Raw genomic sequence first — 23872 nt, forward strand, 5'->3', positions numbered from 1 at the left:
GTCAGCTCGACCGCGACCTCGATCGTCTCGCCAAGCTTGTCTTCTCCTAGACCATCCCAGAATTGCTCAAGCCCAAGCTGCCGATCGCGTTCAGAAAGACCAGGGTCCAGAATCAGTTGCAGCGCGCGGACGAAGTTGCTCTTGCCGACCTTGTTCTCGCCGACGATGACGATACTTTCGCCGGTCTCGACGTCGATCTCCGAGAAGTTCGCGAAGTTGCTTATTTTTACCCGTGATATGCGCACTCTGTCCCCGCCTTCTTATTCCGCCCGCCGATTAGCCCACGCGACAATATCGGCGCAGCGCGCCCTTAGCACCTCGAAGGGTTCGGCATCTTCCAAGAGCAGGCCGTTCTCGACCATATGGCGATAGTCTCTTCCAGGCTTTCGAGGCATCTCCGCCGGGCGTAAGCTGCAGACCGCCGTTGACGACGACCGCGTAATCGATCGGGTTGCGATCGGCCGCCTTCTCGGTGAAGAACATGCCCTTGTGGCGCACGACCGCACGCCAGCTCTCGAGCAGCGATAGCCGCATCCGCCAGACCGGCCTCATCCCAGCGCAATCGTCATCCAAGTGGCCTCGAAGCGATCAACGCGCAACCGCTGCTGGACGCAGAAGACGTGGATAGCCGTTGCCTCTTCCCAGAAGGTTCGCTCCGCATGCATCACCCGCGGACGAGCCGTCGGAAACGGACCGCATCTCAGCCAGCTTTAGCAGCTCGACCTCCTCAACTGTGATGGTGATGCCGACCTCACGAAGCGTCGCCGGCTTTTTACTCGCAAACATCAGACCAAACCCTTTCGTTGCGCGAAGCGGTTTCGCCCGCGCTTACGGTTGACGCAAGGCCTGGGGGGAGCCACAACGCTCGGCGTTGCGGGGGAGAACGCAGGACTTACCATCAGGCGACGAGCGGCGCTGTACGAGGCGCTGCACGTCTTCCGCACTTATCTGTGATTCCCTGAAAGATGAAGCGGCGATTCGCGATACGCGCAGATTATACCCGAAAAAATGGGCGCATTTCCTGTGGATGGCTTTTGAGTTTTGGAGAAAACCAATAGGACACAATGCCCTACCCTGTGGAAGCTCCTGTCGCCCAAACGTCAGTTTATGTTGACAAATTGCAGTATACGGCCACCCGCCGTTATTAGGACCATCCGCAACACAACCACGAACTTAAAAGCAAAGAACGGAGCAGCTTAGTTCAGCACACCAACTACCGAAGTAGGTTTGTGCTGCTGAATTTGTTGCCTAGCCCAACTTAGCTCGGCTGCTGATCAGCCTGATCCTGGTGGCTAGTACAGCTCAGCGTCGCATATTTTCTACGTCAAATCCCAAAACAGCGCGCAATTGCTGCACCGACCCACCAAACACGCCGGAAGAAAACGCAGCAGATATCTAATCTCGCCTAGACCGACGGAAGGGGCTCGAATGTCTGTTGGGGGGAAAATCGTGCAACACGAACGGCCGCAATGCGTCTGCGCAAGCACTTCCGCCTAACTCGCACGCGCACCAATAGCAACGTCTTCTCTCCTGGTCCAAGTCGGTACTGGGTCGAACACGAAGTGGCTAGACGCACGGGCGCATTCGGGTACTGCTCACTGTTCTGCGGCGGCGCGCGCTCTCCAGCCCAGGCTCATACCGCAACGCGGGGCAGTCGCCCCAATCACTTGGGCCCACATGCCACATGATCGCTGCTGCCGCCGGCCTTGGGCGGTTGCCGCGACGATCAACATCGGTAAGCTCACACATCGAGGGAGGCTTGACGCCTACTTGAGCATTAAGGGGCGCTGCGAGCAGACCTCCGCGGAGAGGCTCTCAGGATAATTGGCCAAGGTTGAAGCCTGGTACCACAAACTTCATCGTGACTAACGGCTTGCCCGCCACTCGACCCTTAAGCATAATTTTGCGGCGGATAAAACCAAGACCAGCGGCGCGATGCCCGTCGTCGCCGAGGATCTAAGCGCAACGGGGCGGCAGGGCTATTTTGCACTCGTCGGCGAGTAGCACCGCAAGCAGATTTCCACGAGGAGCGAGCAAACAGGGCCGTAGAGTTCACAGCGAAGTGGACAGGAAAATCGGAGACGATGTCTCGGCTTTGAGAGAGGTCCGCAGTTCGAGCACGGGGCCCACTGTTCGTCCAGTACTTCATGTCTCTCCTGAAGGTGGCACGATGACCCGCGCTCATTCTGCGATTTCCGTCACGATGCAGCAACCTATGCAACGGCCGTCTTCTGGGCACGTCCGGACGGTGATGCAGTTTCCACCGCGATCTTCGGGCCACCAAGACGGGCAGCCGGGGGGTGGAGGGAAATCGATCCCGTACTGCAACCCGTTCCTACTCATGCAAGCTCTGGAGCCGAACGGCCCGTCGACGCCATCCGGCCCACAAATGCGAAAGCGAGACCTTCCGGATGTCCTATACGGAGTGCTCGATCAGGCCGAAATCTCAGACGACGGAAGCGTCGTCCTCATGTTTGGCACGGTCGCCGGAGACTGGTTGCAGGCGCAACTTACCTCGGCGGTGACTGTCCCGCTCGACCCGGCAGGAAGCACACAGTTCTACGCTTCAATGCCTTTGTATCTGCTCGAAGTCCGGTACGACCCGGTTGACGTGATCGCGATCGGCGGCCCTACATCTTTCGGTTCGTCGATCGAGGCAGCGCTTCTGGCACTCGAGGGCATTTGGGTGAGAATAGCGCTGGCCTACGGCGGAAGGCCTGCAGCCTTGTTCGACAATCTGTTCGGCCCCGCGATCGATGTCGGGGTGGTATCGATAGAACCAGCCGCACCCGATGCCGGACAGTTCCTGAATTCTCTCGATCCGCTTGATCCGGTGACGGGAGTGCCGGACGCAACTGAGCAGGAGATCGAGAACGCGCTCCGCTCTTCGTCCACCTTAGACGAAATCGCGGTTTACGACGTAGGGCAAGGTTCGGCCAACGGACTCATCTCGAATCAGGAGGTCGTCTGCTACTTCGATTTCGGGGCGGCGCCGCTCCCAACGCCTTCACGTTCCCCGCAGCGCTTGCCTCGTTCTGCCAGTGCACCACCCCGCCGATTATCCTATCGCATTGGGATTACGATCACTGGTCTTCGGAGGGCCGCGATACCCGCGTCCATACGCAGACATGGATTGTGCCGCGACAGACTTCGAACAGCACCAAACGTGCGCCTCATCACTCTTCACTCATCAAGGCAATCCAAGCCGCAGGCGGCTCCATTCTGGTTTGGCCGTCCGGACTGAGCACGAAACGGATTGGTCAGCTTGCAATCAGTCTATGCACCGGCTCCTCGAAAAACACCTCCGAGCTGTCGCTTGAGGTCCATCCGCCGTCCGGGGTCACTGGGCTACCAGTACTCATGCCGGCCGACGCCGGATATGACGATCTCCGCGTGATTCCAGCAAGCGGCCAACATGATGCCATCCTGTGTCCCCACCACGGCGGCCGTTCGAATTCCCCGCACATCCCGAAACCCCCTTCCGGATCGTATCAGAGACTCATCTATTCATACGGTCCGAAAAACACGTACAAGCATCCTCTCTTCAACACCTACGACCCCCATCATCTGGCGGATTGGTTCGATAACCGGACAGGGGTCACCAAACCCACTCCCCCGCCACACATTGTGCGAAACACAGAAGACAGAACATCCAAAGGGCTCGGTCACGTTGGGTTCGACTGGACGACAAGTGCGCCGACCTCGGCACTCGCCTGCGGCGCAGACCTGGACATCCAGCAGAAGTAAGCAGTCTCAGTTCGTATCCGAATGGCGCTAGATCTTGACGGCGATGCTCGTCCCTACATCACGCCGAACGGGGCGGCGAGATCAGGTAAATTCTCTGCCCCATGCTTACTGAAGGCCATCTTACACAACGCTGCAAATATCAATCCCTCGCTTCCGGCAAGTCGCTAGAGCTTCAACTCGATGTCGACGATAGCGCGTTTGCCGATCTTGTAAGGACCCCAGGAGTTTTTGAGCTCATTGCCCCCCTTATCGAGGCCTTTGACCTCGATTGCGTATTGAGCATCCGAAGCAACCGGACGACCTGCAGTCTGTGGGTAGCGTCCTTTGTCGCGCACGAAGAACCGCCAAAACTTGTTTTTTGGTGATGAACCTGGAATCGAGCCAGCTACGGCGTCGTTGATCCATACGGCTACGGTACCGACGGCCTTATCGCGCAAAAGCGTGACAGCTACCCACGCATGCTGTTCGTCCAGTTGTGGCGGCGGAGGTTGCTCCTCGACGCTACTCGGGCGAAAGCCGAATGCCTGGAAGACCTTATTAACACCAGCGCTTCCGCCAGCCACAATCATTGCTGTGAGCAGTGTCCCTGGCAACCCGTTCCAGCCACCCAGCTCAACCGTCGGTGTATCGGTGTAGATACCGATCAGCTGGTTCGCGATATCAAGATTGAACAACAATACCAAGGCGAGCGAGAAAATGAACGCGACTAGTGCATTCGTGCTGCGGGAATCGAAATAGCTGAGAAACGGCCGCCAGCGGAACAGAAGTGCAAGCCCGTTTTCCACCAGAACCGCAAGAATGAACAACACGAAGAGCGCCTTGAACGAGGCATCATAGATGTTTGGGCTGTCCAGCGTCGGCGCGCGCGGCCGCACGCTGATCTCGATCGGCGTCTGGGGCGCATCGCCGATCTTGTAGCTCACCTTATCCTCGAGCTCACGCGCCCCGGCAGGCGGCAGGTAGATCAGAGTCGTCTGCGGGTTCGGACCTTTTGTCTCGGATAGGGCCACGGCTCCTCCCCGCTCGGACACCGCATCCTTGACCTGTCCGTTGATTGGCGGTCCGAGTACGACGACCCCGCCCGGGGCCACCTCGACTTTTGCATATGCTGCAGCAACGGGGATCAGCACTAGAATGGCGAGAGCTGTTGCAGCCCGCCGCGCAACATCGAAATTCATTCCATCGCCTTTCGTTCTCAAATTTTCCTTAGCGGCAATTCTATCGCTATTCCCTTGCCCGCGATGCGCTGACGGATGATCTCGAATCCGAGTTTCTGCATCGCCGTATAGGCTTCTCGCCCCTCCCAGATCGCATTGATACGCTCGCGCAACTCGTCCTGCTCCTCGCTGCCGGTCAGGACAGCCGTGCAGTATTGCTGCAGCAGTGCACGTGCGCTGCCAAAAGCAAGCTTGCGCGCCTTCACCAGGACCTCGCGGCGGTTCAGACCCAACAGGTGAAGCGTCTGCTTGCCCATCTCGGTTCTCGCAACGACCTCGCCGCTGTCCAGAAACTGCAGGTGATCATTCGGCTCATCCTTGCTCGGATTGATGAGCAGTGCGATCTCCTTTTTTTCTTCATCGGGCTCGGATGCGCGGAATCCGTCGACCGGAAAGCGATCCGCTTTGCCCGCGCCCTCGTCCTTGCCCGCGCCGTGTTTGCGATAGCGGTTGCAGTCAATGCAGGCGGGAAACAAGTTGTCCCAGTCGTAAGCGAGCCAGTAGTAGCCGGGATGATCGATTTCGCCCCACTTGCTGACCTTGACTTTGATTGGCTTGAAATTGTCGTCGGCAACGCGGCCCTTGGGACGGAAATGCTCGACGTCGCCGGGCTGATTGCTGCCGATCACAGTCTCGCAGTACGCGCATTTTTGATTGAACAGCTTCAGCAGAAAGCTCATGTACTTTTTGTAGAGCTGGTCGCTGACTGTGGTGTCGCCCCGTTTCTTGAACTCCTTGATCAGCTCGCCACGCTCGCGCGTAGCCTCGGTGAAGACGTCCTGCCAGGACGGGTCCTGTTGGGGGTCTTTTGCTACCCTAATCATGAGACCACCTTCGAATTTTCTGTGCTAGCCGCCTCGAAGTGCTTGCGCAGGGTCTCCATCTGTTCGGCCGACCACTCCTCTGGCTCTGTGGTCTTGGCGACGGCGGCCTCGGTGATCGCGCCGTAGCTCACATTGTTGAGACGCTTGCCCAGCTCCTGCAGCTCCTTCTCCTCGGACTCGGTCCTCTTCACCTTCTCGAAAAGGTCGTAGTAGCGGTGGATGAGGCGTTCCGTTTCCGGATTGCGGTCGGACTGCAGGCCGAACACCACGCTTGTCAGGATTTCCTGGCTGCTGCGACCGTAGAAATCGAGGTCGAATGGCAGCGGGCCGACGCGTCCGGTGCGCCTGTCGCGCTCCAGCACGCACATTTCCTTGGCGCGCAGCGCACCTGCGAGCAGCGGCGAATGCGAGGTAGCGATCACCTGGACGTTCGGGAAGAATTTCTTCGATAGTTCGACGAGTCGCCGCTGCCAATCCGGATGCAGATGGGCGTCAATCTCGTCGATCAGGGTGATTGCATGCTGCTTCTGCGGGTCAGATACATGCGGATAGAAGTCGTACATCCGTTGCACCAGCACGCCGAGCCAGTTGAAGATCGATACCATACCCTGACTCAAATCATCGAACGGCACGTCCTCGGGCGAAGCAGCGTCCCTGTCATCGGTCTTCACACGGATGACATAGCTGCTGTCGAGCGGTGCAAGTTTGCGAAACATGCCTGGCACTACATCGCGGATCATGTCGTCGAGTAGGGTCTTCTTCGCCAAAGCGCGTGCATCTCCGCGGCCGGCTTGCTCCAGCACGTTGATCAGCCACTGCTTGAAGCTGCCGAGTCTGCGATCGACCTCACCGCTCACCAGTGGCAGCACGTCCGCGGGCTCCGCAAGACGAGCCTCGATTGGAGCCACACCCTTCGGATTGATGGTAGGGGCGCCGCGCAGGGCCGGGAAGCCGAGCACGAGCGCCAGACCGCCTTGCACCGGGGTGGTCGCGCTCGCCACCACCGATACATCGCGATTGCGCACGAGCCGCGTGCGCAGAACCTGCGAGCCGAACGTGAGCTCGATTGTCGCTTCGCTTTTCCCCACCTGGAGCAGGCGGGTGGCAGCGGCCCCCGCTTCATTCCCGCAGAGCGCAAGACCGATGGCCCGCAAGATGCTCGACTTGCCGCAGCCATTAGGACCGAAGATCACCGTCCATGCGGCCCCGGGGACGCCGGAAATCTCCGTCTGGAATTTCAGGTCGAGGTTCTCGAACAGACCAATATTGGTTAGCTTGATCGCTTCGATCCGGCTGGTCGCGAACTCATGGGACGAGCCTTGCGGCCGGGCACGGGCCGGCGCGGCGGCGCGGCTGCGGGCGGCCAGCTTCCCTACGAACTCCGTTACCGCGGTGTGGGTCGCGTCCGCAGTGTAGGGCAAAAGCGTCACGCCGAATCGCGATAGCGTCGCACCTAACAGGCCGATGTCATGGCGATCGGGCACGAGCGCGAAGTGCCGGTCGCCCGTAACCTCCAGGTCGACGCCAACCGCCTGAAGGAACTGCTCTAGCGTGGTGGCGCCGACGCCGATGAACATGAAATTCTGCGTTTGCAGCAAGAGCGCCATCTGGCGCTGAAACTCCGGCCAGCGCGCGAGGTTGCGGCGGAATTCGGTCATCGACAGCGACAGGGAATCGGGCCGATCGAGATCGCCCATCGGCCGCAGGAACGGATGCGTACCGCTTTTGATCGCGTTCGGCAGCTCGCTTGCTTGGTCTAGCGCGAACTTCGCCCAGCCGGACTTGGTTGCGAAGATCCCGTCTGCCAGCGTGTCGCGCGCGAGCGTAATGGCGCCGCGCCACGCAAGATCAGCCAGAGTCGTGTGCACCGAACGATTCGGCCGCGTGCCGGAGACGATCTGTTGCATCTCGCGCGCGATGCGCTCGTGTGGGACCGCGGCTGCGATTGCATCCATGACTTTGTTAAAGCCATCGCCTGACACGGCCAATTTTGCCTCGGCTTCGACGCTGTCAATCAGGCTCTTCGGCAGCCCATCACGCAGCTGCTCCACTAGCCGGGCCACGAATGCCGGGCCATCCGGGAAACCAGCCTGCGCGGAGGCGCCCCCGCCGAGCGCCAACATCGCCCGCCCTTCCGCAAGTGCCGTTAGTAACGTCGGTGGCAGTTCGGGTGTCGGCAGTACCGGCCGCGCCACCGCGCCTGCCTCCGCTTCGGGCTGTTTGAACGGAACCACAATGGGTGGATCGAGCTTCTGAGGCTTGCCCCGAACAGTACGGAACGCGACGAGGCCGAACAGGGCAAAGAGTACCACGCCAGCCGCTGAGAAGCCGATCAGTGTCAGCAAGGGGCTGCGGACTGTAATGTTGAGAGGGTTCGACTTGATACCGGCTTCGCGGTCGATAAGGTAGACGATATGGGACGAGCCCCAGTTGATGCCGAGGAACGTTGAGCGCACTTGGCTATCGAGTGTGAAGACAATCGATCCCTTCATCCGATCAACGCGTGAGTTGCCTGCGCTCGCCTGGGGTGAATCAGGAAGGCGCGTCGAGGCCACACCCCGAACGATAGTCTCGCCATCGATCGCGATTGCCAGCCGATCCAACGCCTCGCCCATGCCCAGTCGGGCGCTCGAGTCGTCCACATACCGCACGAACAGTTCGAAATACCCAACCGCTGCGCTGCCCAGGATTACGGGATCCGGCTCGACGTTGCCGAGACTAAGATCAAGGATCTGGAGCGGGGACCCGAGCTGGACGGGCACCTCAGGTTTGGCTGGTGCTGACTTTTCGACGGCCGAGCGCTGTTGAGCGCTTGGCGACGTCTGCTCTACATTCAGTGGCATCTTCTGGGCGTTCAGTGGCTGCTGCTGAACGTCCTGCGGAGGTGCGGCACTGCCTGGCTTGTCCATGGCAAGTGAAGGTGCTGCGGCGATCATCAGCGTGACAACTGGAACGGCAATCGCGCGTCGCGCTCGCCACACGGAAATCAGCATCGCACGCATGGCAAAATCCCCTCCCCGTTTCGGCAGCCAATTTCAGATCGGTCCCAACTCTGGGCCGTTCCGGCCTGCACGTCCTTAAACTGTCGATCTCTCCGCAATTTGCCACGATTCACTGACTGGCTCTTAAAGCAAATGTCTCCGTCAATGTGCCGGCGCGTCACCGCTGCCGGGGGCAACTAGGTCACAACAACTCGCCCTTTCGCAGGTCCCAGTATCGACGCTCGGGCCGCAGCCGCGGATCGGAGAACAGAGCTAAGCCGTCGCCCTGAATGGCGATATCGAGATCAGCATCTGGCTCCGAACCTACTTCGATCGGCGCTACCGTTAGGTTGACCGTGTCTGGAACGCGCTCAAGGTTGTTAGCAACGGAGCGCAGAATCTCCTTGGCCGACGTTTCATGGATTCCGAACAACAACGGCTCGCGCCCCCACCAAGGCCACCATGGGACTCCCCGCGACGAACTCGTCCAGAAGGGACCGCTAGAGTGGTTTACAACCCAGAACTCTTGAATAGAGCGATCCGGACCTATGTCCGCAACTCCTCGTCCGTCAAGAATATTGCGCAGGAAGCCTGCAGCGATGTCGGCGCCGCAGAGGAGAAAGGCTGATTCATAGTTTGCATAAGCTATGCGGCCGCTTGCCGTTCTCTGTTCACGCTCCCGACGAGGGCCACCATCGGTGGGCCCGCCGGGACCGCCGGGCCCCCGTGGCCCGTGTCTCCTTTGCTCGAGCTGTCGCCGCAACTCCTCCTGCTGTTGTTGCCGTTGCGGTACCTGTTGCACTTGAATTTTCTGAACCTGGCGCGGCCCGTAAGTTGCGGCGGCTGACAGTGAGTTTACTTTCGTTTTAGCCTTCGCCGCCACCACAGCGATCGATTCAGGGCTCGCAACCGCCAGTGTCGACACCTGTTCACCTACGGCGCCCGGGGCGTGGTCGCCCGGAATAGCGCCGAACGCAATTCCATATCCGCCGGCCACGATGACATCACGGGCTGGCTGGCCAATGACATGCTGCACTTGTTCCGCAAACGCCTTGCGCGAAAGCGTCCGTATCGCGGCGCGTTTTGCCCGGACTCTCGAGAGGCTTCCCTTAGCTTCGGCGACCACAACGCTTTTTGGTTGGAAGCCATACTTGCCGGCAGGATCGTAAACAAAATCCGGCCTTCTCTTTTTCGAGTCAGGATCGCCTACGGATGGACTAAGCTCGATCTCCAGTACATTTGCTCGCCAATGAAAGCCGAGGCGCTCCATCACGAGATCTGCGACAGCCACTCCCATTTTCGCAGCTAAAGAGGTCAGATCTTCATCCGGAAGGATATCGACCTTTGTCGTGACCGAAAACTCGGCATTCCGAGGACTGACGAAAAGATTTATCCGCTCAGCATGACAAGCCGCGTTCGAGTGAGCGAGCCATATCCTCTCCTCTTGAGATAGATTTGGGACCGCAGACTGGAGCGTCGTTGTGCGAACGAGCGATAGGACCAAATCCTTCCAGCTGAAGAGAAGCGGACTTGCATACGACAAAGTGCCTCCTTCATGCGTAAGAGGATGAGCAACTCGGATGGTTTGCAAACCGGTGATCCGCTTTTTGGCGGGCTTCCAATTCATTGGTACACCCAAATTTCTTGATAGAACTATGAGCTCCACGAGCGACGTCTTGGAGAGCCCGGGTTTTTGACGCCTACCCGTTTCCCGTCGCCCCGCGTAACAACACGTGATGCTTGCAATATCAAATGTATACTACCATACCGCCTGGGTGAATGGAAGGAGGCCTCTCCGTTACCGCGTGTTCGTATCCAGTCGTCCTGACGTGGATCTCCTTATGGACGGCAGCGGAGGGGCTACGTACTCCCAGATTTCCCGAAAATAAACCCGCCAAGATTACCAGCGGATAACTACCCTCCAAGGCTTTCAGGCGACGGTGTCTCAGCCACTTAAACCTCCCATCGCCAAGGTCGCGAAGAACCCCATCAATACCCGTTGGTAACTCAACCTGAACCCGAGCCGTAACGAGGCTGATCCATTGCTTTTTGGCCGAGCACGACCCACGGACTCAAATGGACGATGTACCGGGCAAACTTTTCTGGTCGAGGACGAGAAAATAATCTCCGGCTTTGGAGACCGGCATGACGGAAATTGCCAATGAACCCGCTTGTGACGCGCCGTCAGAGAGCGAGTTGTCTATCGGTCAACTGCAAATCATTACCCAAGTCTGACGCATCATTTCTGCTTCTTCTGGAGCGAAATTGCATTTTTCCAGCGCGATCAACGCATAGACTTCAGGCCGCTCACGGCCGTCCGTCAGACAGCACCGCCTGAGAACTGGCTTGCCGAATTCATCGAGCTTGCACCAAAGTGACGGTCGAGGTTTTTGGTAGCGCATCCTTGGAGGTGGCGGCGGTTATCACCTGTGACACCAAATCCAACACCTGCAGTGAACGTGCTTCTTCGGTGCTGCCAAAGGCAGGTGTCGGGATGAAGAAATTCTCGCCACTGTACGAGACGGCAGCGGCCGCTCCGGCGGGGGCTGGAACGGCCCGCCTGACCTCGAAAAGGGGAACCGTCAGTCTTCGGTTGTCCTTTTCGACCAGTACCTCGGGTACAAACGGATGCGTCGAGTAATTCTGGGCCGCGATCAGGTCGCCGAGATAATACAGAATCGCTTGGGTGGTACGCGGCTTGAATGGCAGTTCAATCTCGAGAAGCCGCAATTGTCTTACAAACGTCTGGAAGGTGACCATCGCACATAGATCACGGCCCGCATTTAGCAGTGTCATGGTCGCATGGGTTTCCGGAAAGTCTCGGCAGCCGGCGTTGTCAAAGCGGTCACGATCCCGTTCCATTGCGTCGCAGATATCAGCATCACGTTGATTGGCTCTCGCTCTGCACTTCGCCGCCGCTTCGGCTGCGATCCGTTGCCTTTTTTGCACCGGAAGCGTGTACTCTTGTACAAAGATCAGCTTCACCAATTCCTTAGGAAACTTCAGCTGATCGAAATACTCGACAATGCTGGGCGGCAGCGGACGCTGCAGCTCCTGGGCGAAAGCCGCATAGTTCAGATTGTTCATCGTGAATGATGTGAATCCGCCATTCACGTTGAGCGTAGGATTGATATTGTACGTCGTGAGGCCCAACGGATCGAAATTGAACGTCCCCCCAGCAGCCCCCGAAAAAGTCGGAGTCGCAGCGACGTCTCCGAAGCCGACGAAGGACATCGGCGCACGTTGACTCGCTCGGACCGCATTCAGCAGGATTTGACGATTGTTCGATTCGGCAATGGCTTGATTGTAGGCGTCAGCCTTATGTTCAAGCTCGCCTCGTGTGCAGCCCGTAGCGCAAGCCAACAACATCATCAAAGCAACAGCACGACGTGCTGATCGCACCCGACATTTCAATTGAAAGCGCACAGCCCCCTCCTATAACCCAAAATAGTTACGCTGCGTCCATCGCAACCGGGAGTCAACGGGCAGTCAGTGGAAACCCAGGGCATGCTTGTGATCGGAGAGAGCGTGGCACGCTTCGCAGGATGAGCGGAGGGTCCATCACCCAATGGGTCGGTCGCTTGCCAATTCTACCGAAGCGTGTATCGTTATTTCCGCCCTTTCATAAAACCTACTTTGTATGTTCGTAAGCATATTGCGGAGCGGCATGCCAATTGATGGATGCTCCTCTAAGACCAACCTCTCAGCATGAAGCTATTGGAGCGTTTCTGATGTCCGTGGACGAGTTCATCGACAGAGCCCCCTCCCAGCCTGAAGAGGGAATTGGCCTCGCGCTCTCTGGGGGTGGCTACCGTGCCATGGTATTCCATGTCGGGGCACTGATCCGACTGAATGAGCTGTCGCTGCTGCGCAAAATCAAACGGATCTCCAGCGTGTCCGGCGGCTCAATTACCGCTGGGATACTCGGTTCTAACTGGAAGAAGCTTACTTTCCAGAACGATGTTGCAACCAACTTCGACATCATCATCAACCAAGTAAGATCCATGGCTGATACCACTATCGACGCTGGTGCGATCATAGGTGGCATCCTGCTGCCCGGCTCCATCAGCGACCGCGTCGCAAAAGCTTACGACGATGTCGCCTTGAAGGGGGCGAAACTTGCAGATCTTCCCGACGATAGCCAACCGGGCAATCCGCGCTTCGTCATAAACGCGACCAATATTCAGACGGCGGCACTCTGGCGCTTTTCGCGCAACTACATGGGCGACTACAGGGTAGGATTGGTCGAGCGCCCGGATGTTCCGCTTGCGAAGGCCGTGGCTGCGTCCTCGGCCTTTCCCCCGATCCTGTCCCCGTGCGAACTCGATATCTCACAGGACGTCGTGAACACCCCAGGGGCTGACCTTCACCGCGAGCCCTACACAAAGACGGCGATCTTGAGCGATGGCGGAGTGTACGACAATCTCGGCCTGGAGACGATTTCGAAGAGGTACACGACGTTGCTGGTCAGCGACGCAGGACAGAAAATCGCTCCTGAGCCTGATCCGCATCGGGATTGGGCCCGCCACTCCTTGCGCGTGCTTGATACAGTGGACAACCAGGTCAGGAGTTTGCGCAAGCGACACCTGATCGATTCCTTCCAACGTAAAGACCACACGGGAACGTACTGGGGTATTCGGACGACCTTCGCCGACTACAGGCTTGGCCAGGATCCGCTTGGATGTACGACCCGCAATCCGATCCCCCTCGCTGAGGTGCCGACCAGACTGGAGGCGATGCCCAGGAATTTACAGGATCGGCTCATGAACTGGGGCTATGCCATCTGCGATGCGGCCCTGCGTGCACATATTGATCCGGCACTGCAGACGAAGCTTGGCGTCACCATAACCCCTCCGACGCAATTTCCTTTTGCTGGTGGATATTGATCGTGCGCGAGCCCAGCTCTCCCGCGTTCCGACGATTGCGCGTCTATGCGTTCGACCCTTCCGCCTCGACCGATCTGCGGACCGCGACCATGAACGCGGCAGTGATCAAAGTACCCTGGGAACAACTTGAGGCTGGTCCAACGGGCGAATACCTTGAGGTGATTGACGTAGACCCCGCGAGTGGGGCGTTTTACGAACCGGTTGACCTGAACTCACCGCAGCTGCTGGCGCAAGACGGGCACGCTCCATCGGAGGGCAACCCGCAATTCCATCAACAGATGGTTTATGCGATCGGCATGACGACGATCCGCAATTTTGAGCGCGCGCTCGGGCGACGTGTTCTTTGGGCGTGGAGATGGGCGCGAAGGGACGATCTGACTGCGTATAAACGCAGGACTTACATTGGCAAACTCCGCATCCATCCACACGCGCTGCGTGAGGCCAACGCATACTACAGTCCGCAAAAGCGAGCTCTCTTGTTTGGCTACTTTCGGGCCAGTGGTGAGGACGTTGGCAATAATTTGCCGGGCGGAATGATCTTTTCTTGTCTGTCGCACGACATCATCGCGCACGAGATGAGTCATGCGATTCTGGACGGCATGCACAGAATGTATCTTGAGCCGAGCAATCCCGACTCGCTGGCATTCCACGAAGCATTCGCCGACATCGTTGCGCTCTTGCAGCACTTTACTATGCCCGAGGCGGTCAAGAACCAAATTGGACGGCTACGCGGCGATCTCTCCCAGCGATCGCTACTCAGCAATCTTGCTCTGCAGTTCGGCCAGGCGATCGGCAACTACGGAGCTCTGCGCGATGGGATCGACAAGATCGACCCGGTGACCGGTCTTCCGGACGCACGTGCGATTGCGCATGTGACGGAGCCACACGAGCGCGGCGCCATCCTTGTCGCGGCGGTCTTCGACGCATTCGTAACCATTTATAGAACCCGCGTGGCGGACCTTATCCGAATGGTTACTGGCGAAGGCGAGCGCTTTCCCGACCGAGATCTTCATCCCGATCTGCTAAACCGGTTGACTGCGGAGGCGAACAAGACGGCAGGCCATGTCCTGCGGATGTGCATCCGTGCGCTCGATTATCTTCCTCCCGTCGACATCACGTTCGGCGACTTTCTGAGAGCGGTTGTCACCGCCGACAGCGATCTCGTCGCTGATGATGATCGTGGATACCGCATTGCCTTTGTGGAATCGTTCAGAAGAAGAGGTATCTACCCGCGGGATTGCCGATCCTTGGCAGTCGACAGCCTGTTGTGGGGGGAGCCGGACGAGGACGTGGCTCTCGGATGGCTCGACGGAATCGACACGAGCCACAAGGAAAGCCGCGAGGATCTTTGGAAGCAAGCCGTCGATAACGCGGGGGTCTTCTATGGACGGCTGAAGGATCGAAACAGATTACCGGCAGAAACTCTCCGCAAGATGGGATTGGCGCTTGATGACGACGCGCCGAAGACGATCAGGCGGTCGATCAGGGATGGCGGAGCCCCGGCTTTTGATGTTCAGTCGGTCCGAACCACGCGTCGTATCGGTCCCGACGGCGAGGAACTTCCACAGCTCGTGGTGGAGATCGTCCAGGAGCGCAGAGGCTTCAGCGACGCCAAGGACCAAACGAACGCCGACGCATCAGGTCACCGGTCGCGCGGGGCGGACTTCACCTTCCGCGGCGGCTGCACGCTGATTATCGACCTTCATTCCGGGAAAGTTCGGTACATCGTAAGCAAGGACATCTTAAGCGCATCGCGACTCGAAGCGCAGAGGCGTTTTCTGTTTGAGCGTGAGACGGAGTCGCTCGGAGCTACATATTTCGGTCTCGATTCCCGCGAAGAGCCGTTCGCCTTTCTGCATCGGAACGGATAACGCCATGTTGAGCGCACGAAAAACGGCAGCAAAGCGAAAGACTGCGAAAAAGACAGCATATAAGAAGCAGGCGCGCAAGAGAGGTGCCCCCTCTGCTCCATCTCCTGAAGCGGGACTGGATAGCGCGGCGGATGCAGTGTCAGACGCAACACCTGCACGAGCCAAGCCCGGCCACATCTCCGTTCGCATGTACAACAACATCCTCGGCGACTGCTTTCTGATCAGGGTTCCCGTCGGCCCCGAACGCGACGTGAAGATCTTGATCGATTGCGGAGCGCTCCAGGGAATGCCGTCAGCGGCGGACATTATGAACGAGATCGCCGCTGACTTAGCAAGAACGACGGGTTCTCATCTCGATGTCTTGGTGGTCACCCATGAACATTGGGACCATCTGTCCGGATTTTGTCAGGCGGAGACTATTTTCCGAAAGTTCGAGATCGACGAGCTCTGGCTTGCCTGGACAGAGAACGACAAGGATGCGGATGCGGCACGGATTCGTGCGCGACGGCAAAAGGCACTTCAGCTCCTGCTGACGCTTGACAAGCACTTCGGGCCGGCCGCAGCCGCTCCGGACGAGGATGACGAAGAGGCAGCAACAGCGCAAAGACGCGCAGGACAACGCGATGAAGTGAGAGAGCTGCTTGCGTTCACGGGTCAATCGCCAGGTGCGGCTGCATCGAGGATGGATACCGGAGCCATTCTGACGATGCTCAAGGGGCTTGCCAAAAAGGTCAGATATTTCACGCCAGGCGCGGATCCGATTCCCCTGCGCGCTGGAATTCCCGTCGAAGCATACATTCTCGGTCCTCCGAAGGATACCAAGTTTCTCCTCCGCAGCAACCCGCGAAAGGGAGAGGTCTACCTGACCGACGAGAGCGCTGGACTCGGCGTCTATTTGGCCGCGGCGGTTCAGCTGGAGAAAGAAGCCATTGCGCTTGATGCTGACGAAGCCAGAGCCATCGAACTTTCGATGCCCTTCGACAACCAGCATTTCCGCCGGCTTTCGGAAGTCGAACGGGAACAGAACCAGCCTTATTTTTCCGAACGCGAAGAATGGCGGCGTATCGACCGCGATTGGCTCGGCGCCGCGGAACAGCTGGCTCTGAAGCTCGATTCGGATACCAACAACACGAGCTTGGTTCTTGCTTTCGCGTTTGGAAGCAAAACTGATCCTCGCGTGTTGCTCTTCCCGGGAGATGCACAGGTCGGAAACTGGGAGTCTTGGCAGCAATACGTTTGGCCGAGCGGCGCCAAGCGAGAAGACCCAGCCGCTATTGACATACAAAAACTTCTAGCCGCAACGGTGCTCTATAAGGTCGGCCATCATGCCAGCCATAATGCGACACTGCGGGCCAACGGACTTGAACTCATGACCCATCCAGATCTTGTCGCCATGATTCCGGTGAGAGAGGAATTCGCTCGCAAAACGAAGCACTGGAACATGCCATTTCCCTCGCTACTGGCACGTCTTTTGGAAAGAACGAAGGGGAGAGTATTGCGTGCAGACAAGTCTTTGGATGATTTGCATGCCGACCGGGATCACCGTCAGGACAAACCAGGCGAGCTCAGTCGCGATGACTGGGAATCCTTCTTCGCGCGCGTCAGCGCAGGTCCCAAGTCAGCACATTCAGACGCAGCACCGCTGTACGTAGAGTATTCAATACCGCTCGCATGAGCACCAGCGAAAGAACGCAGCGCGCACTTGACGTTTCAGGTATGCGGGTTCACAAACCCAGGCTGGGGTTTGGTTTATTGGATCGAGAGCGTCATCGTCCGAACGGCTCGGCGAATGACTGGTCTAACGGCGCGACCTAAGATAGATGTTGTGCGCTCAATAGGGAATCCTTCGACTTCGACAGGCAACGATTTCCTAATAGATCGCGGGGGCTGCAAATCTTCGCTCATCTTGTGCGTGGCAGCATGCTGACCGACGCTCAGGTCATGAATGGAGGGTAATCTTCTTCCGATGGGCCATAAAAATAGTCGTTGGAGATATACCAGCGCCCGGAAGATCGCGGACCGTAGATATAGCTATTGTTGATGTAGTACTGGCCACTGTTGCGCGGCCCGTAAATTGAGCTGCTGCCGGTTTGATGGACACCCGGTTAAGCTAATCCCACCTTGCGCTCGAACTCAACCGGGCTGAGATAGCCGATGGTCGAGTGCCTGCGGGTCGTGTTGTAAAATCGTTCGATGTAGTCGAACACATCGGCGCGTGCCTCGTCTCTGGTTCGATAAATCTTGTTGGCCGTACGCTCGGTCTTGAGCGAGGAGAAGAAGCTCTCCATCGCCGCGTTGTCCCAGACGTTGCCGGAGCGGCTCATGCTGCAAACGATGCCGTGGTCGGCCATCAGGCGCTGGAACTGCTCGTTGGTGTACTGGGCGGATTCAAACGGTCGTCGCAACACCAGTTGTTTTCACTCATGACAGCAATTCGTCAAGCGCCTCCGCCGGGGTTTTCCAGCCTAGAACCTATCTCAAAATTGTCGAAACAGGATCACAGGCAAGCGAGCTGGATGAAGCCGAGGAAGTTTTGCGGATAGAACTCCCAGCGGACCAGCAGGCGCCGCCGCCACTGTATCCAGGCGAAGAAGCGTTCGACTAGCCAACGCCGAGTATAACGACGGAGCCTGCGGCCGTCCTGGGTGAGCGACCTCACTCGGTTTGAACGATGTGGCGCGATCATCTCGATGCCTTGTGACCGCAGTTCATCGTCGAGCGCATCGCTGTCATAGGCGCGGTCGCCGATCAGGTTCTCTGGCTTGGCCTCGATCATGTAGAAGTCGAAGCAGAGCTGTACCAAGCGCACTTCGTGATGGTTCGCGGCATGCGTGCTCACTGAAAGCGGCAAACCGTGGCGATCCACAATCGCCATGATTTTTAAGCCCTTTCCGCGCCTCGTTGGGCCGATCTCTGCACCGCCGCCTTTGGCCATCGCAAAGGTCGCGTCGATGAAACACTCCTCTTCGTCGAGCAAGCCTTTCTCGCGAAGTTCGTTGGCGATATCGGTCAGAACGCGTCGCAACACTTCATTGCGACACCAGTTCTGAAAGCGACGATGTACGGTCTTATAGTTCGGATAGCACTGCGGCAGCATGTGCCACTGCGCGCCCGTGTTCAAAATCCAAAGAGCGGCTTCGAGAACTTGACGCGTCGCAATCGGCTTCCGGCCCGGCCGGCCGTCGGCAAGGTGCTCTTCCGGAAAGTGTTTCCGGATGCGCTCCCATTGCTCGTCCGTCAGCCGAATCATCTTTCCTTTATAGCCGATCGACGCTGATCTTCAATTTTGAGATAGGTTCTAGTGTCTTTCTCGGTCGGGCATTGAGGGCCGCTGCCACAGCGGATATCTCGTCGGCGCTGTGGATGCTCAGGTCTGTGCCTCTCGGGAAGTACTGCCGCAGCAATCCGTTGGTGTTCTCGTTAGTGCCGCGCTGCCAAGGGCTTTGCGGGTCGCAGAAGTAGACCTGGATACCCGCATCGATCTTGAGACGATCGTGCTGTGCCATTTCGGCTCCCTGATCCCAGGTTAGCGAGCGGCGCAGCTCTTCGGGCAAAGTGATGATGGTGCGCGTGATCGCGTCGCGCACGGCTTCGGCCCCATGTCCCGCGAGGGCGGGCCCGTTCTTCGCGCGCGGAGCTTCGCCATGCCCCGCCAACCGTGGAAGGTGCAAGAGCATCGTGAAGCGCGTCGTGCGCTCGACCAGCGTGCCGATTGCCGAGCTGCCAAGACCGAGGATAAGATCTCCCTCCCAATGTCCCGGCACGGCTCGATCGGCCGCTTCAGCGGGGCGCTCACTGATCATGATCTCTGGCGAGACAAAGCCCTTGCCTCGCCTGCGTACGCGCGCTCTTGGCGTCCGTAACACACGCCCTGTTCGCAAGCAGGCCGTCAGCTCGCGGCGTAGCGCCCCACGGCCCTGAACGAAGAGGGCTTGATAGATAGCTTCGTGGCTGATGCGCATCGTCTTGTCGTCCGGGAAGTCGATCGGCAAGCGTCGGGCAATCTGCTCAGGGCTCCAGGCTTTGGCCCATCGCCGATCCTTGCGCGGCCCATGCCGGCGGCCCTTCCACGGAACGGCGGGACCAGGAACGGGAGTGCCGCTCGGAGCCACGACGACACCGGCAAGTCGCTCTTCCACATAAGTGCGCAAGGTGGTGTTGAGCGCAAGCTTGGTCAGCTTCGGACGACAGGCCGATCGATCTGCATGCCACTGGGCAGTCGTCGCCCGGTATTCCAACCCGCCGCTGCGGGTGGCCGCATTGCGCCGCAGTTCACGGGAGATTGTCGAGGCAGCCCGCGCGAGGCGGCGCCCAATCTCCTGTATGGAATGACCCTGCACCTTGAGGAGTGCGATCTCCTCGCGCTCTACCAATGAGAGGTACCGCCCAGAGAGCGGCTTGGCCGAAGATCTGAACATCGCTGGTGGCATGCCCCCCGCCTTTCGGAACCATCTGGTACCGACAGGTTGCGACACTCCTGCTTCGAGCGCAGCCTCTTCGCTGCTCAGCCCGCTGGCGATCGCCCGCCAGAATTTATTCTGTTCGTCGCGCCCTGCAGCAGACGGCCGCCCTGGCGATGGCAATGGCGCTCGTCCTGATCGTGCCGATCGCCGCTTTCGAATGTTCACCGCAACCTCCAACCTCGGAGTGTTGCGACGACCGCTTGAATCCGCCCTGACTGCCCTGGTCGGAGTGATGCAACAGCGCATCCGGCTTGCCGCGTCGCCAGACGGCCATCAACAATGCGTCCGTCACGAGTTGTGCCGTCATGGCCGCACTCATCGACCAGCCCACCACGCGACGTGAGAACAGGTCGATCACCGCTGCGACATAGAGCCAGCCTTCGGCCGTCCAGAGATAGGTGAAGTCGGCGATCCATTTCTGGTTGGGACGCTCGGCGGCGAACTGCCGGTCAAGGAGGTTCGCCGGTACGGTCTCGAGCTGTCGATCGCCGTCATCCTTCGGCAAGCGCCGGCGTCGCGGCCGCGCCCGCAAGCCTTGCAGGCGCATCAGCCGCTCAATCCGGTGCAGGCCGCAATCCGCCCCGTCGGCGAGCAGGTCACGCCACACCCGGCGTGCGCCATAAGTGCGGTCGCTGGCGACGAAGCTGGCCTTGACCTTGCCGCCGAGCTCCTCGTCGCTGCGGGATCTGGCGCTGGGAGAGCGGTTCAGCCAGGCATGGAAGCCCGACCGCGACACTCCCAGCGCATCGCATAGCCATGCCACCGGCCAGATCGTCCGGTGCTTCGCGACGAAGGCGAACTTCATGTCGCTTCCTTCGCGAAGTAGGCTGCGGCCTTTTTTAGGATATCCCGCTCGGCCTTCAGCTTGGCGACCTCGCGGCGCAGCCGCTCGATCTCTTGCTGCTCGGGCTTCATCTGCCCATGGCCGGGAAAGGCCTGCACCGGGTCAGAGCCGAACTCCTTCACCCATTTGCGCAGTACGTTCTCATGAACCCCCAGGTCGCGGCCGGCTTGCGCCACGGACACCCCGCGCTCCCTGACAAGCTTGACCGCTTCGATCTTGAACTCTCGGCTGAACTTCCGTCTCTGCATGACCAACCTCCGGCTTGATAAAACACCCAATCTCGGTGTCCATCAAACCGGCAGCAGCTCAAATGTAGTTGTTGCGGGAACTGACCGCCGTTTGTCGGTCCATAGATGTAGCCATTCTTAATGTAGAATTTTCCGCTTCCGCCCATTCGCGAGCCTCGCCACTCTTAAGTCGGTTTGCGTTGCAGCCTGTCGGGCGTTGTCGGTCTCATCCTGCGCCCGGCGGCCGAGCAAAAGGAGAATCTACGCCCCAAGAGCGCAACACAAGTATCCTCTATAGGCAGCAAATATTACAACATGATTCTGAACCTCCGCGTTCCTGCTTAGCTTTGTCTGTGTTCAGCGATGCGGGTAGCGATAGCGACGCAGAGACGATCTGGTGCAGTGAGTTTTAGGACTGAAGACGTTGTGGCGAAAAGCGCCGGTGGCAATTTCCACTCAAGGTCGATCTTGAGCCAGGACAGTGATGCCCTTGAAAGATCACAGCGATCTTTGCAGTGCTGAGAAAGCACGATGAAAAAGTGAGGCAGCTGTTGACCGGCTCGGTCGAACTCTTGTTGTCGTGAACGCGTCTGCGCCGGCCGGCAACAGGAAATCGTCGGAGGTGCAACGGCACTCCAGTCCTGAGTGCGCGCTGATCCACGCGATCACTATGAACTAGCGAGAGAGTGACCTAAGTCTGAATAGATGTGAGCAAGCGCTTTATCCGGAAGGGGCGCATCCCGCTTCGACATAGCTGGAAAATTCGAAACACAGAAATACACAAGAAGAATAGCCGACAATCGATAGGTGACCAACTCCTTGCGCCGCTGCAGAATGATCTCGCGCAAGAAACTCTTCTCAGACCACCATTTCCTAAGCTCGCTTTCAAAGCTCTCGCTGACCAGTTTGGCGTAGTGATCGACCAATAACGACTGCAGCGCCCCCTCACTGGACTCAACACCGAGCCATTCCGAGTAGCAGGTATCGAGAAGCCGGGATATTTCCTTCGACTTAGCCAGCGCCTCCTCAATCTCGTCATTGACCGCGGTGAAGTAGTCGCTTGTCGCTTCAATGAGCGCCATGCTCTTGGCGGCGGCGCGCTTCAATGCCGGGGAAGCTTGGACATTCGGCTTGTAGATGGTGTCGTGCGTGAGCTCACTATAGGCGTGTTGTAACAGTGTCCGTACCTGGACCTCACAGGGCAAGTCAGCCCAAATCTCGACCTCCTCAAATCGGAATGGCAAGCGCGATCTGAGTATGTAGTGCACCGACTGATAATCAAACTCATATGGCCGCGCTTTCTGCTCTTGCAGGTAGTCGCGCGCCTTCTCGGCTATCCAGTCGTCGATAGACAAAATGGCCTCTTGCACTTTGTCCACGTCATTTGCCAACAGGACGACGAAGCGAAGTCCGACCTTGTCTTCGATTTCGCTATATGGGTCCTGATAGCCTTTCTCGCGGTAAAAGGCCTTTTGAAGTAGTGAGTCGTCCTGCTTGGTGCGCGCTTTGACTGGGATCTTCAGGAACGCCTCAAGTGAGAGCGGCGAAACAGTAGCTTCGATTGCTCCACAAAGCCTTTGCGCGACGAATTTGCCCCAAGCCGTATAGGCTGGAAGCTCCTTGCGCCAGCGGTCCAAAAACTCTGCTTCTGTCACTATCGCTCGTCTGTCATTGAGTGACGGATTGTCACACGGGTCCAGGTATCTGAGCCTTCTCCCCCGAAATCTGATGCGGCTCCTGTCTCGATCACGACATCATGCGAATTTAGAGCATCGGTAGAAACGGAAAGCTCAATTTCTGCTCCGAAACGAAATCGCCGCCTGCGCAATCGTTGTCCCATCTGTGTGATGTCGCGGACGATGGCGCGGGACGGGAATCTGTTTGCCTCCATGAAAGCTCGGTAAGCATCACGTGCATCGGCGGGCAGATACTGCGTTGCGTATTCATTGCTACTGAAAGTATTTGCCGTCTCTGTCTTCACGAACGTATGCAGAGCATCCACAAGATCCTGCTTCTGGTCCCGCGAAAAACCGGATCGTCGAACGAAGTCCTTAGTGAGATCAAAAAATCGAGTGGTTTCGTAGGCTCCGTCTTCCATGAGGCCGCAGCCAAGGAACGCATCGTAGAAGTAGAGCGCAGCCGCCTCGCGATGACTTTTCGAGATATTGGTGTCGAACACATATGCATCCCAGCCATTTGGAGGAGCGAGTCCCGCCGAGGTTTCAACGAACATGCCGATTTTGTATAGTCGCTGAGTGGGTGTGAGGAACAAATCATCCAGGAATTCAGTGAATGTCGCATCGCGGCTTCTATACCGCCGGAATCCCGAGTGTTTCTCAGCCTTGATGACGCCGACGTACCTCCGGTTTCCTGCGCCTACTGTGCCGTCAAAAACAAGAACAACCCCGCCGGGGATGGACTGCGAGAGCTGCACATCGGCGAGCCGATCGGGCACTCGTCTCGAAATGGAAAGAAAATCAGTGTCGGCGGCGGCGACCAACTCCTGCACGTCGTACAGGTGGGAGCCTGGTCCATGCCGAATGATCCGCATCTGTAGGCTCTTCTGTTCTGCAGCTAGCGCTGCGGTCACTCGCTGCCGGAATTCAGCAATGGCGTCGACGTGAAGCTGCTCAAGAGCCTCGGCGTAGGATGGCTGCTTGCGCCTGCGGTCAGCCTCACGTTCGAAAACCTCGTGAATCGAAATTCGTTTGACGTTCAAATTTTCAAAAATCATGACCTCATCCCCTGGTTAGGACTGCAACCAGAAGATGAAAGATCCGTCAATGTCCGGCCGAGATGAATAGAACATATC

At 58.2% G+C, this 23872-nt stretch carries 14 protein-coding genes and 3 pseudogenes; 5 read left to right on the top strand and 12 right to left on the bottom strand.

The window, feature by feature from the left end:
- Positions 1–62: 62 nt before the first annotated feature.
- The gene (locus tag ACVWW6_RS42450; RefSeq protein WP_246740356.1) at positions 63–236 is read left to right on the top strand and encodes a hypothetical protein; all 174 of its coding nucleotides are present in this window, start codon (positions 63–65) and stop codon (positions 234–236) included.
- 24 nt (positions 237–260) lie between these two features.
- Here ACVWW6_RS42450 and ACVWW6_RS42455 read toward each other — a convergent pair.
- A pseudogene (locus ACVWW6_RS42455) lies at positions 261–689 on the bottom strand (nucleotidyl transferase AbiEii/AbiGii toxin family protein); the annotation flags it as partial.
- A gap of 1736 nt (positions 690–2425) precedes the next feature.
- Between ACVWW6_RS42455 and ACVWW6_RS42460 the strand changes: the two are divergent.
- Positions 2426–3244 carry a hypothetical protein gene (locus ACVWW6_RS42460; protein ID WP_456682871.1) on the top strand — a complete coding sequence of 273 codons (819 nt, stop codon included), beginning with the start codon at positions 2426–2428 and terminating at the stop codon, positions 3242–3244.
- A 667-nt stretch (positions 3245–3911) separates the two neighbouring features.
- Here the strand turns inward: ACVWW6_RS42460 and ACVWW6_RS42465 are convergent.
- From ACVWW6_RS42465 to ACVWW6_RS42485, 5 genes are all read right to left on the bottom strand, one after another.
- Complete coding sequence (locus ACVWW6_RS42465) at positions 3912–4925, bottom strand: hypothetical protein (RefSeq protein WP_456682872.1); 1014 nt, start codon at positions 4923–4925, stop codon at positions 3912–3914.
- Positions 4926–4942: 17 nt separating this feature from the next.
- Positions 4943–5788 (bottom strand): HNH endonuclease family protein, encoded by an 846-nt coding sequence (locus ACVWW6_RS42470; protein WP_161536347.1) that lies wholly within the window; start codon positions 5786–5788, stop codon positions 4943–4945.
- A complete protein-coding gene (locus ACVWW6_RS42475; RefSeq protein ID WP_456682873.1) occupies positions 5785–8790 on the bottom strand; it encodes an AAA family ATPase in 3006 nt (1001 codons plus the stop codon). Before ACVWW6_RS42475 ends, ACVWW6_RS42470 begins: the two co-directional genes overlap by 4 nt.
- Positions 8791–8971: 181 nt before the next feature.
- Positions 8972–10396, bottom strand: a complete 1425-nt coding sequence (locus ACVWW6_RS42480; RefSeq protein ID WP_456682874.1) for a hypothetical protein — start codon at positions 10394–10396, stop codon at positions 8972–8974.
- 728 nt (positions 10397–11124) lie between these two features.
- Positions 11125–12195, bottom strand: a complete 1071-nt coding sequence (locus tag ACVWW6_RS42485; protein WP_456682875.1) for a hypothetical protein — start codon at positions 12193–12195, stop codon at positions 11125–11127.
- Positions 12196–12500: 305 nt separating this feature from the next.
- On the opposite strand from ACVWW6_RS42485, the gene ACVWW6_RS42490 reads away from it, so the two are divergent.
- Genes ACVWW6_RS42490 through ACVWW6_RS42500 form a run of 3 tightly spaced genes read left to right on the top strand, consistent with a single transcriptional unit; the run spans position 12501 to position 17201 of the window.
- Positions 12501–13655, top strand: a complete 1155-nt coding sequence (locus ACVWW6_RS42490) for a patatin-like phospholipase family protein (protein ID WP_161536351.1) — start codon at positions 12501–12503, stop codon at positions 13653–13655.
- A gap of 2 nt (positions 13656–13657) precedes the next feature.
- Positions 13658–15526: a hypothetical protein gene (locus ACVWW6_RS42495; RefSeq protein WP_456682876.1), complete on the top strand. Its 1869-nt coding sequence runs from the start codon at positions 13658–13660 to the stop codon at positions 15524–15526.
- A 4-nt stretch (positions 15527–15530) separates the two neighbouring features.
- The gene (locus ACVWW6_RS42500; RefSeq protein WP_161536353.1) at positions 15531–17201 is read left to right on the top strand and encodes an MBL fold metallo-hydrolase; all 1671 of its coding nucleotides are present in this window, start codon (positions 15531–15533) and stop codon (positions 17199–17201) included.
- A gap of 430 nt (positions 17202–17631) precedes the next feature.
- On the opposite strand, the pseudogene ACVWW6_RS42505 reads toward ACVWW6_RS42500, so the two are convergent.
- The 6 genes and pseudogenes from ACVWW6_RS42505 to ACVWW6_RS42530 all read right to left on the bottom strand — a co-directional run.
- Positions 17632–17910, bottom strand: a pseudogene (locus tag ACVWW6_RS42505) (IS3 family transposase); the annotation flags it as partial.
- Positions 17911–18023: 113 nt separating this feature from the next.
- A complete protein-coding gene (locus ACVWW6_RS42510) occupies positions 18024–18776 on the bottom strand; it encodes an IS5 family transposase (RefSeq protein WP_456682877.1) in 753 nt (250 codons plus the stop codon).
- 7 nt (positions 18777–18783) lie between these two features.
- Entirely contained in the window at positions 18784–20154 is a 1371-nt protein-coding gene (locus tag ACVWW6_RS42515) for an IS30 family transposase (protein ID WP_456682878.1), read from the bottom strand.
- 46 nt (positions 20155–20200) lie between these two features.
- Positions 20201–21081 (bottom strand): annotated as a pseudogene (locus ACVWW6_RS42520) (IS3 family transposase); the annotation flags it as partial.
- A gap of 647 nt (positions 21082–21728) precedes the next feature.
- A complete protein-coding gene (locus ACVWW6_RS42525) occupies positions 21729–22715 on the bottom strand; it encodes a GTP pyrophosphokinase (RefSeq protein WP_161536356.1) in 987 nt (328 codons plus the stop codon).
- Positions 22715–23794, bottom strand: a complete 1080-nt coding sequence (locus ACVWW6_RS42530; RefSeq protein ID WP_161536357.1) for a nucleoid-associated protein — start codon at positions 23792–23794, stop codon at positions 22715–22717. The genes ACVWW6_RS42525 and ACVWW6_RS42530 overlap by 1 nt, the downstream gene beginning before the upstream one ends.
- Positions 23795–23872: the final 78 nt, after the last annotated feature.

It is taken from the genome of Bradyrhizobium sp. USDA 3311 (assembly GCF_054062495.1).

Excerpts from the sequence above, each read along its gene's own strand:
- ACVWW6_RS42480 (WP_456682874.1), bottom strand. The coding sequence starts at position 10,396 with ATGAATTGGAAGCCCGCCAAAAAGCGGATCACCGGTTTGCAAACCATC.
- ACVWW6_RS42470 (WP_161536347.1), bottom strand. The coding sequence starts at position 5,788 with ATGATTAGGGTAGCAAAAGACCCCCAACAGGACCCGTCCTGGCAGGAC.
- ACVWW6_RS42465 (WP_456682872.1), bottom strand. The coding sequence starts at position 4,925 with ATGAATTTCGATGTTGCGCGGCGGGCTGCAACAGCTCTCGCCATTCTA.
- ACVWW6_RS42510 (WP_456682877.1), bottom strand. The coding sequence starts at position 18,776 with ATGATTCGGCTGACGGACGAGCAATGGGAGCGCATCCGGAAACACTTT.
- ACVWW6_RS42530 (WP_161536357.1), bottom strand. The coding sequence starts at position 23,794 with ATGATTTTTGAAAATTTGAACGTCAAACGAATTTCGATTCACGAGGTT.
- ACVWW6_RS42490 (WP_161536351.1), top strand. The coding sequence starts at position 12,501 with ATGTCCGTGGACGAGTTCATCGACAGAGCCCCCTCCCAGCCTGAAGAG.
- ACVWW6_RS42500 (WP_161536353.1), top strand. The coding sequence starts at position 15,531 with ATGTTGAGCGCACGAAAAACGGCAGCAAAGCGAAAGACTGCGAAAAAG.
- ACVWW6_RS42475 (WP_456682873.1), bottom strand. The coding sequence starts at position 8,790 with ATGCGTGCGATGCTGATTTCCGTGTGGCGAGCGCGACGCGCGATTGCC.